Origin of the sequence: Hafnia psychrotolerans, assembly GCF_014639435.1 — a bacterium.
Taxonomy (GTDB): domain Bacteria; phylum Pseudomonadota; class Gammaproteobacteria; order Enterobacterales; family Enterobacteriaceae; genus Ewingella; species Ewingella psychrotolerans.
This window is the reverse complement of record NZ_BMFZ01000014.1, coordinates 73,135-86,740: the sequence shown is the minus strand read 5'-3', so window position 1 is coordinate 86,740 and position 13,606 is coordinate 73,135. Positions and strand designations below refer to the sequence as shown.

13 protein-coding genes and 2 tRNA genes (1 of these 15 cut by a window edge) are annotated in these 13,606 nt (G+C 49.9%); 8 read left to right on the top strand and 7 right to left on the bottom strand.

What is annotated here, in order from left to right; genetic code table 11:
- The first annotated feature begins 154 nt into the window (after nucleotides 1–154).
- Nucleotides 155–1,393: an MFS transporter gene (locus IEV89_RS20000; RefSeq protein ID WP_188475271.1), complete on the top strand. Its 1,239-nt coding sequence runs from the start codon at nucleotides 155–157 to the stop codon at nucleotides 1,391–1,393.
- A gap of 657 nt (nucleotides 1,394–2,050) precedes the next feature.
- Here the strand turns inward: IEV89_RS20000 and syd are convergent.
- Nucleotides 2,051–2,602 carry a SecY-interacting protein gene (syd, locus tag IEV89_RS19995; RefSeq protein WP_188475270.1) on the bottom strand — a complete coding sequence of 184 codons (552 nt, stop codon included), beginning with the start codon at nucleotides 2,600–2,602 and terminating at the stop codon, nucleotides 2,051–2,053.
- 89 nt (nucleotides 2,603–2,691) lie between these two features.
- On the opposite strand from syd, the gene queF reads away from it, so the two are divergent.
- The 3 genes from queF to xni all read left to right on the top strand — a co-directional run bounded on the left by queF (nucleotide 2,692) and on the right by xni (nucleotide 5,980).
- A complete protein-coding gene (queF, locus tag IEV89_RS19990; protein ID WP_188475269.1) occupies nucleotides 2,692–3,537 on the top strand; it encodes an NADPH-dependent 7-cyano-7-deazaguanine reductase QueF in 846 nt (281 codons plus the stop codon).
- Between the two features lie 243 nt (nucleotides 3,538–3,780).
- A complete protein-coding gene (gene ppnN / locus IEV89_RS19985; protein ID WP_188475268.1) occupies nucleotides 3,781–5,145 on the top strand; it encodes a nucleotide 5'-monophosphate nucleosidase PpnN in 1,365 nt (454 codons plus the stop codon).
- Nucleotides 5,146–5,227: 82 nt separating this feature from the next.
- Nucleotides 5,228–5,980, top strand: coding sequence for a flap endonuclease Xni (gene xni / locus IEV89_RS19980; protein WP_188475267.1), 753 nt, complete (start codon nucleotides 5,228–5,230; stop codon nucleotides 5,978–5,980).
- Between the two features lie 85 nt (nucleotides 5,981–6,065).
- Here the strand turns inward: xni and rlmM are convergent, their stop codons facing one another.
- From rlmM to IEV89_RS19960, 4 genes are all read right to left on the bottom strand, one after another.
- Nucleotides 6,066–7,166: a 23S rRNA (cytidine(2498)-2'-O)-methyltransferase RlmM gene (rlmM, locus tag IEV89_RS19975; protein WP_188475266.1), complete on the bottom strand. Its 1,101-nt coding sequence runs from the start codon at nucleotides 7,164–7,166 to the stop codon at nucleotides 6,066–6,068.
- Nucleotides 7,159–7,554, bottom strand: coding sequence for a DUF423 domain-containing protein (locus IEV89_RS19970; RefSeq protein ID WP_188475265.1), 396 nt, complete (start codon nucleotides 7,552–7,554; stop codon nucleotides 7,159–7,161). Before IEV89_RS19970 ends, rlmM begins: the two co-directional genes overlap by 8 nt.
- 85 nt (nucleotides 7,555–7,639) lie before the next feature.
- Nucleotides 7,640–8,560 carry a transcriptional regulator GcvA gene (locus IEV89_RS19965; protein WP_188475264.1) on the bottom strand — a complete coding sequence of 307 codons (921 nt, stop codon included), beginning with the start codon at nucleotides 8,558–8,560 and terminating at the stop codon, nucleotides 7,640–7,642.
- 454 nt (nucleotides 8,561–9,014) lie between these two features.
- Entirely contained in the window at nucleotides 9,015–9,236 is a 222-nt protein-coding gene (locus IEV89_RS19960) for a YgdI/YgdR family lipoprotein (RefSeq protein ID WP_188475314.1), read from the bottom strand.
- A gap of 192 nt (nucleotides 9,237–9,428) precedes the next feature.
- On the opposite strand from IEV89_RS19960, the gene csdA reads away from it, so the two are divergent.
- Both csdA and csdE read left to right on the top strand, forming a co-directional pair.
- Nucleotides 9,429–10,634, top strand: a complete 1,206-nt coding sequence (csdA, locus tag IEV89_RS19955; RefSeq protein ID WP_188475263.1) for a cysteine desulfurase CsdA — start codon at nucleotides 9,429–9,431, stop codon at nucleotides 10,632–10,634.
- A 24-nt stretch (nucleotides 10,635–10,658) separates the two neighbouring features.
- Entirely contained in the window at nucleotides 10,659–11,093 is a 435-nt protein-coding gene (csdE, locus tag IEV89_RS19950; RefSeq protein WP_188475262.1) for a cysteine desulfurase sulfur acceptor subunit CsdE, read from the top strand.
- 1 nt (nucleotide 11,094) lies between these two features.
- Here csdE and tcdA read toward each other — a convergent pair whose 3' ends face one another.
- The gene (gene tcdA / locus IEV89_RS19945; protein WP_188475261.1) at nucleotides 11,095–11,922 is read right to left on the bottom strand and encodes a tRNA cyclic N6-threonylcarbamoyladenosine(37) synthase TcdA; all 828 of its coding nucleotides are present in this window, start codon (nucleotides 11,920–11,922) and stop codon (nucleotides 11,095–11,097) included.
- Between the two features lie 108 nt (nucleotides 11,923–12,030).
- On the bottom strand, nucleotides 12,031–13,224 hold the full coding sequence (mltA, locus tag IEV89_RS19940) for a murein transglycosylase A (protein ID WP_188475260.1): 1,194 nt from the start codon (nucleotides 13,222–13,224) through the stop codon (nucleotides 12,031–12,033).
- A 220-nt stretch (nucleotides 13,225–13,444) separates the two neighbouring features.
- Between mltA and IEV89_RS19935 the strand changes: the two genes are divergently transcribed.
- Nucleotides 13,445–13,521: transfer RNA gene (locus IEV89_RS19935), tRNA-Met, on the top strand.
- 70 nt (nucleotides 13,522–13,591) lie between these two features.
- Nucleotides 13,592–13,606: transfer RNA gene (locus IEV89_RS19930), tRNA-Met, on the top strand; it runs 103 nt beyond the window's last position.

Sequence of the window (13,606 nt, the reverse complement as noted above, 5' to 3'; positions counted from 1 at the left end):
GCAAAGCATAGCATTGAAGGCGTTTGGCCCCAACTTTCTCCTGCATGACTCTTTTAATCATAATGACTAAATCTCAGCCATCAGTTTTTCATACTGGTACTCAACCTCCTGACCGGGCAAAATAAATCAACCTTACATAAATTGACACGACCTAATGCCTGCTCAACGTTCCCAAAAAGCCCACGCAACACCAGCAAAAGCCATGATCGCCTCCGTCACCGGATATGCAATGGATGGCTTCGATTTATTAATTCTTGGTTTTATGCTGCCAGCCATCGCCATCGAACTCGGTTTGACCTCGTCTCAAAGCGGTTCACTGGTTACCTGGACGCTGATTGGTGCCGTGCTGGGCGGCGTAATTTTTGGCCCCATCAGTGACCGCTATGGCCGCATCCGCGTTCTGACATTCACCATTTTGATGTTCTCTCTGTTCACTGGCTTGTGCGCCGTGGCACAAGGTTACTGGGATTTACTGGCTTACCGCACTTTGGCAGGCGTTGGTCTGGGCGGTGAGTTTGGTATCGGTATGGCACTGATTGCTGAAGCCTGGCCCGCTGAAAAACGTAACCGCGCTTCGGCTTATGTCGGTATGGGTTGGCAACTCGGCGTGCTACTCGCTGCGTTTCTCACCCCCTTGCTGCTGGGTGTGATTGGCTGGCGCGGTATGTTCTTAGTCGGTCTGCTGCCAGCACTGGCCTCCTTCCTGATTCGCAGCACGATGGGCGAGCCTGAAGAATTTGTGAAGCACGCCGCTCAGGCCCCCAATGAGTCCCGGCTAAGCCGGATAAAACTACTGTTTAAGGATCGACCAACCACGAAGGCGAGTATTGGGATCCTGATACTCTGTTCAGTCCAAAACTTTGGTTACTATGGGCTGATGATCTGGATGCCCACTTATCTCTCGAAGAACTTTGGCTTCTCGCTGACCAAATCCGGGTTATGGACGGCCGTCACCGTAGTCGGTATGACTTTCGGTATCTGGCTATTCGGAATGCTCGCTGACCGCTTCCCACGCTGGAGGATTTTCCTGATTTATCAGGTTGGCGCCGTTGTGATGGTGGTGTGTTATGCGCAGTTAACCGATCCAACAGCTATGCTGTTTGCGGGTGCGATAATGGGTATGTTTGTGAATGGCATGATTGGCGGTTACGGCGGCCTGATTTCTGATACTTACCCAGTCAATGTGAGGGCTACAGCGCAAAATATTCTGTTTAATATCGGACGTGGTGTCGGCGGATTTGGACCGTTAGTGATTGGCATGCTGGTCTCGCAGGTGTCATTTACTGCTGCATTAACTTTACTGGCGGCGATTTATCTGCTGGATATTTATGCAACGCTCTTCCTGTTGCCAAAAAGTCAGGGTAAAGAAGATGCACTGGGAGCGATTGGCTAAGACGGATTGGGTTACGGGATAATGTCTGAATCTGCCTGAGCGAAGAGTGATGCTCAGGCAGTGCATCGCATAACGACAACGAATAGGACGCAAAAAAAGTTGAGGGCACTGTTTTCACAGTGCCCTCGGTTCGTTTTATAGCAATCCAGCTACCTAAGTGCTCCCTGCTCAATCCTTGAAAACTTTTCCTGTGGTTATCCTAACCAGCCATCCTTTGCATCGTCCTACTTTCATCCTGACGAGTCTTCCTAATGTCTTCCAGACATGTTTCCTTCAGTCTTCCTGACCCACCCGTTATCCCTTCCGAGCTCTCAATCTCCGTCCTGGAGGTGTCCATTGCTTCATCATGAAGCGTCCTGACCATTCCTTAGTCTTTCCCCTACTTTATGAAACAGCCATCATCCTAATGTTCCGTTTCATGCCATCCTTCGGCACAGTTAGAATCGTTGATTTTGCCTCTTCAAACAATACAGCCTGTAAGCCAAATAAAACGGCCGTAAGCTTTACGGATAATAAAAAATAGTTAAGATTTTGATTTTAATTGACTATTTGAAAGAGACGTGGAAATTACCGCAAGGATTAAACGAGATATCCTACAGGCCGTGTGAGAGATATCTCACACGCTTGTGAGCCAATGCTCAAGGAAGTAAATAAGAATCAGTCGGGGAAACGAGGAGATAGCATGGTAAGAAATTCAGACAACGATGACGACAGAAGCGTTCGCTTCTTACTGCCAAATTGTTCGAGTATCACTTCACCACTCACATTGCATAGCGACACCATGCTCATTTCTGACTCTGTGGTAGCCAGAAAAATCGTCGGCGGGAGCTTGAGGCGCTTTTGGGTAACCAGATGCCCTATCAGATTCTCCTGTAAGCGGGTGAAGTCTTCCGGGCTCCAAACCTGTAATAATGTCAAAGCATTATCCTCCCATTGAGCGGCCATATCTCCGGCAAACTGGGTGGTATAAAACGCATGAGCTTCGGGCCGCAATTGCAGTTCCAGCGCGCGTTCGACATTAGTCAGTGTATCAGCCGGGTTAAAAATCTGCGTCAGCCAGTAGACGGCCGTTTCACTGCTTTTCACCACACAAGGCGACTCAACATCCAACAACGCCTCGCTTGACGGAGGGAAGCCTGTCTCCCGCTGCCATAAATCCACATACCGTTGGGTAAATTCGCGCAACGCGACAGAAACATCAGACTCCATAAATTCTCTCATCTTCAGACCAGGCTAAGTTAAACTAGGGAAACGATTTCAAACTCTATTGTACCCAGAACTTAGACCAAGGTGACAGCATGTCCTTTTATCAGGATAACCCGGCCCTATCTCAACTGACATTGGGCAAACCGACTCCGTACCGTGATCGTTATGACGCTTCCTTATTACAAGCTGTTCCTCGTAGCATGAATCGGGAGCCGTTGGGTCTTTTTCCGGATGCGCTGCCCTTTCAGGGGGCGGACATCTGGACGTTATATGAACTCTCATGGCTTAATGCCAAAGGATTGCCGCAGGTTGCCGTGGGTGAAATCAGTCTGAATGCGGACAGCATCAATCTGATTGAGTCCAAAAGCTTCAAGCTCTACCTCAACAGCTTTAATCAGACAAAATTCGACAACTGGGGTAGCGTTCTGGCTACGCTCACGCGCGATCTTAGCGCCTGCGCGGAAGGCGATGTCGCAGTCACTCTGACTCGCCTCGGCGACGTCGAAGGCAGTACCATTGGCCGCTTTACCGGCGAGTGCATTGACGACCAAGATATCGAGATTGATAGCTACGAATTCAACGCCGAATACCTTGTTAATGCAGTTGGTGACGAGGTTGTCGAAGAGTCACTAGTGAGCCATCTGCTTAAATCCAACTGTCTGATCACGCATCAGCCAGACTGGGGGTCGGTGCAAATTCAGTATCGCGGGCCTAAAATAGACCGGGAAGCACTGTTGCGTTATTTAGTCTCCTTCCGTAACCACAATGAATTCCACGAGCAGTGTGTTGAGCGCATCTTCAATGACATCCTGCAATGCTGCACGCCTGAATATTTGACAGTGTACGCCCGCTATACGCGCCGCGGAGGGTTGGACATCAATCCCTGGCGATCTAACTTCCCGTTTACCCCTGCAACAGCAAGACTTGTCAGGCAATAATGCGAGGCCTTGCTCAAGAACTGAGCTAACAGTCAGCAACGGTTGGTAAAAGCCTGAGGACAAGGTTACTGTTAATTCAGAAGTGATACTGCAGGGCAACAGACCCCGCATAGATACCTTCAAAATCAGTTAATTATTTCTGCCAACAGGATTCGGCACGCCGCAAAAAGCGAGATCCAAAAAATCATGTGCAACCTTTCTCCGGCAGAAATGACATCCCATAATGGGTGTAAAGGAGCAACTTTGATTACACATATCAGCCCTCTTGGCTCAATGGATCTGTTGTCGCAGTTAGAAGTTGACATGCTAAAGCGCACAGCGAGCAGCGACTTATATCGTCTGTTCCGTAACTGCTCATTAGCCGTGCTCAACAGTGGCAGTCAGACCGACAGCAGCAAAGAACTACTTGAGCGCTATGAAAGCTTTGATATCAATGTGTTACGCCGCGAACGCGGTGTTAAACTTGAGCTCGTCAATCCGCCTGAAGATGCTTTTGTGGATGGCCGAATTATCCGTTCCCTGCAAGCCAATCTGTTTGCCGTGCTTCGCGACATCTTGTTCGTCAATGCGCAAATCAGCAATAACATCCGCTTCGAGAATTTCAACAGTGAAAACTCGGTGCATCTCACCAATATGGTGTTCTCTATTCTGCGTAACGCCCGCGCCCTTCATCTGGATGAAGATCCGAACATGGTGGTTTGCTGGGGTGGACATTCAATAAACGCCGTCGAATACCAGTACGCCCGCAACGTTGGTAGCCAACTCGGCCTGCGTGAATTGAATATCTGTACCGGTTGCGGCCCTGGAGCCATGGAAGCACCAATGAAAGGTGCCGCAGTAGGCCACGCGCAGCAACGTTACAAACTAGGGCGTTTCATCGGAATGACCGAACCTTCTATCATCGCCGCTGAACCACCAAACCCGCTGGTGAATGAACTGATCATCATGCCGGACATTGAAAAACGGCTTGAAGCCTTTGTACGTATCGCTCATGGGATCATTATATTCCCAGGTGGCGTAGGTACAGCAGAGGAACTCCTGTATCTGTTGGGAATTTTGATGGATCCGGAAAACAGTGATCAGGTTCTGCCTCTTATCCTCACCGGTCCGAAAGAGAGTGCAGATTACTTCACCGTACTTGATGCTTTCATCAAAGACACACTGGGCGAAGAAGCGCGTAAGCATTACACCATCATCATTGACGACCCGACTGAAGTAGCACGTCAAATGAAGCGTGCCATGCCGCTGGTGAAAGAGAACCGTCGTAACAGCGGCGATGCCTACAGCTTTAACTGGTCTATACGCATCGCGCCTGACCTGCAAATGCCGTTTGAGCCAAACCATAGTAATATGGCAGCACTGAATCTCTATCCAAATCAGCCACCAGAAGAACTCGCTGCCGCACTACGCCGCGCCTTCTCGGGAATTGTGGCGGGTAACGTTAAAGAGTTCGGTATTCAGGAAATTGAAAAACACGGCTGCTTTAAACTGCACGGCGATCCGGCGTTAATGAAGAAAATGGACAGCCTGTTGCAAGGATTTGTCGCTCAGCACCGTATGAAATTGCCGGGCAGCGCGTATATTCCTTGTTATGAAATTTGTGCCTGATAGCGGGGTTACATCATTTTAAAAAGGCTTGATTCAGGGCGGCGTATATGTCGCCCTGTTTATTAATGGAAGCCACCTCAACATGCCTATAAATCTGCTTATTATTGACGCGCTGAATCTTATCCGCCGTATTCATGCGGTACAGGGTTCGCCGTGCCTACTGACCTGCCAGAATGCCATCGGGCAGTTAATTCAACACACCCAACCCACCCATGCTGTCGCCGTGTTTGATGAAGATGACCGCGATAACAGCTGGCGTCATCAGTGCCTGCCCGACTACAAAGCAGGCCGCTCACCGATGCCTGACAACCTTTTGGCCGAAATGACGAGTCTGAAAGAGGGATTTATTGCCTGCGGTGTCGCTTGCTGGCATTCACCTGGCAATGAAGCCGACGATTTAGCCGCCACGCTGACAGCCAAAGTTGCGGGTGGGGGACATCAGGTAACCATTGTATCTACCGACAAGGGCTACTGTCAGTTACTGGCACCTAACGTGCAGATTCGTGACTATTTTCAAAAGCGCTGGCTGGATATGCCTTTTGTACGCGAAACCTTTGGCGTTACACCACAGCAGTTAACCGATTACTGGGGGTTGGCGGGGATCAGCAGCAGTAAAATCCCCGGAGTGCCAGGCATTGGGCCGAAAACGGCCATAACACTTTTGACTCAGGCCGGAACGTTGGATGCGCTCTATGAAAACCTCGAGTCTATTCCTGAAAAATGGCGTGCAAAGTTAGCCGAGTATCGGGATTTGGCCTACGCATGTAAACGGGTTTCAACTCTGCAAACAGATCTCCCTCTCGACGGAAACCTGCGACAGTTACGCCTGCCCTAATCGACTATGAAACAATAAAAAACGCCGGGCTTAGAAAGCACCGGCGTTTTAATTCTCACCTGAATAAGAGTCAGGTTATCGCCATTTAACGCTCGTCGCGGCGTCCACCCACGGTAGCCCAGAAGCGGCGCACGTGGACAGTGACTTCTTCACGGTCATGGTAGAGATGCTTGGCAAAAATTTCTGCGTGAATGTGGTTTTCCTCCAAACGCTCTTTAATACGTTCGAGAATGTTAGTCACTTCCTCATAACGCTTCTTCATTGGGAGTTTCAGGTTGAAGATAGCCTCACGACACCAGCCGTTGACCAACCAGTCACACATTAACGCCGCCACTTTCGCCGGTTTCTCTACGACGTCACATACCAGCCAGTAGTTTTTCCAACTTGTTGATTTATACCTAAAAGCATCTTCTTTCAGATGAATTACCTGCCCGGTATCCATCAGGCTCTGTGCCATCGGACCGTTATCTATTGCGGTAACCATCATGCTGCGCTGAACCAATTGATAGGTCCAGCCGCCCGGACAAGCTCCGAGATCCACTGCATACATCCCGCTTGCCAGACGCTCTTCCCACTCATCGGCAGGAATAAACACATGGAAAGCTTCTTCCAGTTTCAGCGTCGAGCGGCTTGGCGCCTCTGACGGAAACTTAAGACGCGGAATACCCATATAAAACGTCGAGTTATTATTGCTATATGAATAGCCGACATAACAGCAACCGGACGCAATAAAGAAAACATGGACGACCGGGCGCAGCGAATTTTCACGTTTTCCCAGGATCCGTTGCTCGCGCATCGCCGAACGCAGAGGAACGGTCAATTTACGACAAAACTTAGTCAACTCTTTACTTTCATTAGTATCCGGCATTTCAACACGCAGCTCGCCGCCGTTGGTGATCACACCATGCAGCATGCCGACAATCGGCGACACGCGGTCTTCCGGCGGGAGATCTTTCAGCAACTCGCCGACCACAATCAACTGGCGAGCAAAAATCAGCTCGCGAAAAGGTATTTCTTTCGCCAGACGATCGGCATCTTCAGGCTGGTAGCATTCAAAAATCACATAACCGCTGTCTTCTTTAACGCGAGCAAAACCAAAGATTTCAAGTTTGGCGGCTTTGGCCGTAATTTCTGCGGCACACTCTTTTTCAAAACCAGAGCGGCAATAGAGAGCAACTTTATTCATGGCGTTCTGCCTTATTTTTCAGACGCAAAGCGCCAGTCAACATCAATATCCAACCGATCAGGAAGAAAGTTCCACCTATCGGCGTAACAAATACAAACAATCTGAGGTGTGAAAGCGCCAGGCAATAAAGGCTGCCGCTAAACAGCACAGTACCAAGTGCCAGGCACGCGCTGCTCCAATAAAACCAGATATTACGCTGACGTTGCATCGCAACACCTAGCGCCAAAATGGCCAGCGTATGCACACTTTGGTACGTTAAGCCGGTTTGGATCCAAGCCATCTCAGCCTGACCCAGTGAATTATTCAGTACATGGGCGCCGAAAGCGCCGAAAGCAACATAGATAAAGCCACTGATAGCAGCGAAGATCAACATTGAACGACTGGTCATGAGGCTTACCTATTATCGTTAGTGATTGATGAGTCAGCCGGGATCGGCAACTCAGCAATATAATCTACGGGATGTATTATCAGGCTTAGGCCTGGTCGTAACGAAAGCGCAATTTCTCCTGCTCGCTGGCTGCACGGGCAAGGATCCACTGACGAAAGGCGGCTATTTTACCCAGTTCTGCCTGACTGTCATGACAAACCAGATAAAAAGCATTTTTACTGATCAATACTTCATTAAACGGGCAGACCAGTCGTCCCGCTTCAATCTCAGTTTGCGCCATGACATTATTTGCCAGAGCCACGCCCTGCCCGTGAACAGCAGACTGAACAACCATCGCACTGTGGCTGAAGATTGGCCCTTGCTGCACATTAATATGCTGCAACCCCAGTTGCTTGGTATAAGCCAGCCAGTCCCGGCGTGAAGCATCATGCAACAGCGTATGGTTTGCTAGATCTTCGGGAGTTTTTAACGGCTTATCCCCCATTAGCAACGAAGGGGAGCAAACCGGTAACAGATATTCGGCGTATAAACGTTCGACTCGCAAGCCCGGCCAATTACCCCGCCCATGAAAAATCGCCACATCAACATCGTCCGCCAGCTTATCTTCTTCACGGTCAACGGCCTGGATACGCACGTCGATTCCCGGATAAGCTGAGTTAAAGCCAGAGAGTCTCGGCACCAGCCACTGAATAGCAAAGCTTGGGGGTAAACTGACGGTCAGCGCGCCTTTCGCACTTCGTGCCTGAAGCTTACGCGTCGCTTCATTCAGCGAAGAAAATATCTCTTTGATATCCAGATAATAACTCTGGCCTTCCTCGCTCAGTAACAAAGAGCGGTTACGTCGACGAAATAACTTCAATCCTAGAAAGTCCTCAAGAGACTTAATCTGGTGGCTTACTGCCGCTTGCGTAACAAAAAGTTCCTCTGCCGCTTTAGTAAAACTGAGGTGGCGTGCTGCAGCGTCGAAAACACGCAGGGAATTAAGAGGCGGTAAACGTTTTGACATGGAATGGATACTTCTCATTCGCCGGCGAGCGACGCGCTTAGCCGTGGGTTGTACTATTAGTTTTTTTAATCCGAGACATTATAAATTGTCCGTTGAGGATGTACAGGCAAAAACCTATAGTGGCGCCACTTCCCAGGCCGGAACGAAAAGTAGTTTAGTATGAGGATGCTGAAATGCTTTTGGCTTGTGGTTGTGATGTTGTGTTTGCATTGTCTGGCAATCCGGACACGTGGCTTGAATGCCACAAATTTTTCACTTCCTGTACATTACCCTGTCTGTCCAAAGTGATTTTTTAGCACCGCATTTAGCGGTGCTTTTTTTTATCTGTCACTTTATTACCGATGAGCAAAACCGAGTCGCATAATATAACAAAACCGGCAGCATCTTTAAGATGGCCGGTTTTGTTAATGCAAGTAAAGAGCGCTTTCCGCTTGGGAAAGTCTCAACTTAAGGATTAGTTACCTTGAGCCATCTCTTTAACTTCAGATTTATTGATCTGCTGTTTGTTGCCATACGCATCGGTATAACTGATCATACCGGTATCGCTGTCTGTGCTTGGCTTGCCTTCAGCAACAATCGTGCGGCCATCATTGGTATGCATGACGTAGTTGCTCGAACACGCAGCAAGGGTACAGGTCAGCAGTACGGCTGAAACTACGGCGGCGATCTTCTTCATCATAGACTCCTTGTAGATTAAAATACTTATAATGGCAGTGAATACATATATCTAATTCTTCTTGCCTTCGTTATTCAGCATAACAAGCTTCTGATATATTGCCACGGTAACCATTCCTAAAATGAATACATCCAGGCTACCGATAGGGAGAAACTTCATGCCAGGCTGCTTACTCACAAAAGTTGAACGCGTATGACTGACTTTGATTTCGCTAAATTTCGCCTGCAATTTCCTGCACTTACTCACGGACAATGCTACCTGGACAGCGCGGCAACAGCCCTTAAGCCCAAAAGTGTCATTGATGCAACCCTCGAGTTTTACTCGCAAGAAGGTGCCACGGTTCACCGCAGCCAGCATCGTGCAGCACAATCTTTGACCGAAAAATATGAGCAGACGCGTGTACGGGTGGCGAGATGGATCAATGCCGCGTTACCCGAAAATATTGTGTGGACACGCGGAACTACCGAATCAATTAATCTTGTCGCGCAAAGCTATCTGGCACCGCGTCTGCAACCAGGCGATGAAATCATCGTCAGCCAGGCGGAGCATCATGCCAACCTGATCCCTTGGCTGATGCTGGCTGAACGCTATAAAGCAACAGTGGTTACGCTGCCGCTCGATGAAAAATTCTTACCAGATCTCAACCGGTTACCCGCACTACTTAATAGAAGAACACGTCTGCTGGCACTCGGGCAGATGTCGAACGTGACGGGGGGTATGCCAGACTTATCTCGTGCCATTGAGCTGGCACATGCCAACGGCACCTTGGTGCTGGTAGATGGCGCACAGGGCGTAGTCCATTGTCCCGCCGATGTTCAGGCATTAGATATCGACTTTTACGTATTTTCCGCCCATAAGCTTTACGGTCCGACCGGTATCGGCGTGCTCTATGGCAAAACGGCATTGCTTGACGATATGCCCGCCTGGCACGGCGGCGGGAAAATGTTAACGTACGCCTCAATGCAAGGTTTCACCCCGCAAACAGTGCCACATCGTTTTGAAGCAGGCACACCGAATATCGCCGGCGTGCTTGGGTTTGATGCCGCTCTTGGCTGGCTGGAGAGTATTGATACTGCGGCAGGTGAACGATACGCTCAGCATCTGGCGACGCAGGCTGAACAGCAACTGGCAGCACTGCCCGGTTTTCGCAGCTTCCGCTGGCAGACTGCCTCTATTCTGGCCTTTGATATCGCAGGTGTGCACCACAACGATATTGTGACGCTAACCGCTGAGCAGGGCATCGCGTTACGCGCCGGTCAACATTGCGCGCAACCGCTGATGGAGGCAATGGGGGTCAGTGGCACACTTCGAGCCTCTTTCGCTCCCTATAATACGGCAGATGATGTCGATCGTCTGGTAAAATCGATAAAGTATGCGCTGGAGCTACTGGCCGATTAACGCCTTTTAAAATAGAGAAATTGTATGTTAGCACCTCATCCTTTTGGACATAACATTACCGAACAGACGCTGGTCGAAAGCTTTTCCGGCTTACGCCAGTGGGAAGATCGCTACCGTCAGTTGATCCTAATGGCGAAAAATGTCCCCACGCTGGACGGCAGTTTAAAAACGCCGGAAACTGAACTGTCAGGCTGTGAGAATAAGGTGTGGCTGGGGGCGGAGCTATTGGAGAATGGCAACATGCATTTCTATGGCGACAGCGAAGGCCGCATAGTCAAAGGCCTGCTGGCTATTTTGCTGACGAAAGTGGAAGGCAAAACACCACAAGCGATCCTGGCAGATGATCCCCTGATATTGTTTGATACGTTAGGCCTGCGCGAACAGCTTAGCACCAGCCGCGCCAGCGGTTTAAAAGCCCTGTCAGAAGGCGTACGGCAACTGGCACGCAAGGCGTTGTAGTTCAGTCTGAATCTCGGGTGGCGGCTTGCAGCCGCTGCGCTTTGGCCATCATCTTTTTTAGCACATGTGATACCGCGACAAAACCGAACGTGGCAGTGACCATGGTTGCCGCACCAAACCCCGTTGTACAGTCCATGCGTTTTGGCCCTTCCGCTGTAGCACGTGATGCACACACCGAACCATCTGCCTGCGGATACATCAGCGGTTCGCTGGAAAAGACGCAATCAATCCCGAATTTGCCCTTACTGTTCTTCACTACGCCAAAATCACTTTTCAGCCGTTCACGTAATTTTGCTGCCAGCGGATCCTGAATGGTCTTCGCCAGATCCACGACCGCGATTTGCGTCGGATCAATCTGCCCGCCCGCACCACCGGTAGTCACCACCGGGATCTTGTAGCGGCGGCAATAAGCCAGCAATGCCGCTTTAGGTCGCACACTGTCGATAGCATCAATCACATAGCTGAAATCGCGATTGAGCATTTCCGCCACATTGTCTGGGGTAATAAAATCGTCGATACAAGTGACATGACACTCCGGGTTAATTGCCAGAATACGCTGCGCCATTACTTCCGTTTTTGCCTGCCCGACATTTTCACGCAGCGCATGAATCTGGCGATTCGTGTTTGTCACACAGACATCATCCATATCAATCAGCGTGATAGCGCCAATACCGGTACGCGCCAGTGCTTCGGCCGACCAAGAACCTACGCCTCCGATACCGATAACACAGACATGCGCCTGCGAGAACAGCGCCAGCGCCTGCTGACCATAAAGGCGCGCGGTGCCACCAAAACGCTGCTGATAGGCATCGGAGTAAACTGCTGTCATGACGGATTAACCTCTGTACTTGCTATGAAATTCAACGTGATACTGATTTTTCGCCAAAACAAAGCAGCCCGCAGGCTGCTTTGAGTAGAACATTTTACCGCAACCAGACTATTTCAGCAGGAAAGATCCGCTGTTGCTGGTGGTTGCCGGTACGGGGGCCAGCGCAGAGGGCGTCGCGCTGGAAGACGAACTACTCGCTGCATTGTAAGCAGTAAACAGCGGCTTGCCATTTTGCGCTGATTTTAGCACCCAAACGCGGCCATAGTGATTGTAATAACCGGCCGCATGTCCGGCATCTGGCCCAATCCCCTGATACATATCAAAATGTTGTCCTTTAATTGCCCCACCGACATCCAGTGCAACCATCAGACGCATATGATATTTACCGGTGAACTTGCCTTTATTGTTCAGTTCAGGTACTTCTGCCAATATGGTGGTTCCCGCCGGAATCAGGGAACGGTCAGACGCCACAGAGGCTTTCGCAATCAATGGAACACCGCTGGCACCTTTAACTGGCGCAAAAGGCACGGGCTTGAAGAAAACAAATGATGGGTTTTGTTCCAACAGTTCCTGAACTTCACTCGCGCTGTGCGTGTCAGCCCAATGACGGATTGCCTGCATGGACATATTCTCACGCGCAACTTCGCCACGGTCGATCAGCACTTTACCAATACTGCGGTAAGCGTGACCGTTTTTACCGGCATAGCCGAAGAACGTCAGCGGGCGGCCATCGCCATAATCGACATAACCGCTTCCCTGCACTTCCATCATGAAGTTATCCATCAGGGAATTGGTCCAGGCCACCACATATTTTTCGCTCAGTGCCCCGGAATAGATAGAAGCGCGATCAGGTAGACGCCCACGTTTCGGCGGCATGCGGTATAACGGATACTGGAATGCGCCCTGACGGGTATAACGAGCTTGCAATACCGGTGTGTAATACCCGGTAAATTGCACGTTACCGAAATTGTCTGCCCCTTCCATCTGGTAGGCATTGATGCCGTATTGGCTCAAGGTGCGGGTATCAGCGCCGGAGCGAATCCACTGCTCCACCGCCTGAAAAGTCGTGTTGTTACGGCCATAAAGGGATGAGGAGGCGTATTGCACTTCCATCACCTGATCAGCGTAATCTTTAGCGTTAACCGGTTTGCCGGTGGCGTTCGGCTCATTAACGTACTCAAGTGCATTGTCTAGTCGACCATCTTTATACTGCTGACCGCGATCAGTAGGCCTGGACGAGCACCCCGCCAACACGGCGATGACCAAACCACTCAGCAGATACTTACTCCAACGTCCTTTCATTATTACTGCACTCTCTTGCTTTCAGGTGGACTTGCGCCAAAACCATAACAAACGGGCTATCAGAAAGGAATTGGCATCAACGAAAATAATAGATTCTGTTAAACCCGTAGAAAAAAGCAGCACTCTGTATAAAAAGCAAGTAACCGAGTGGTTTATCACATCAATTCCGAAAAAAAGGTTGCACGAATTCTCATGCAGCGTATAGTTCGCCCTCATCGGACGCGGGGTGGAGCAGCCTGGTAGCTCGTCGGGCTCATAACCCGAAGGTCGTCGGTTCAAATCCGGCCCCCGCAACCAATACGATGCTGTAGTAAAAGCGCGATTGGAATGAAAGACTTACCGATAAAAGTAGTACAGTAGTGACGGACGCGGGGTGGAGCAG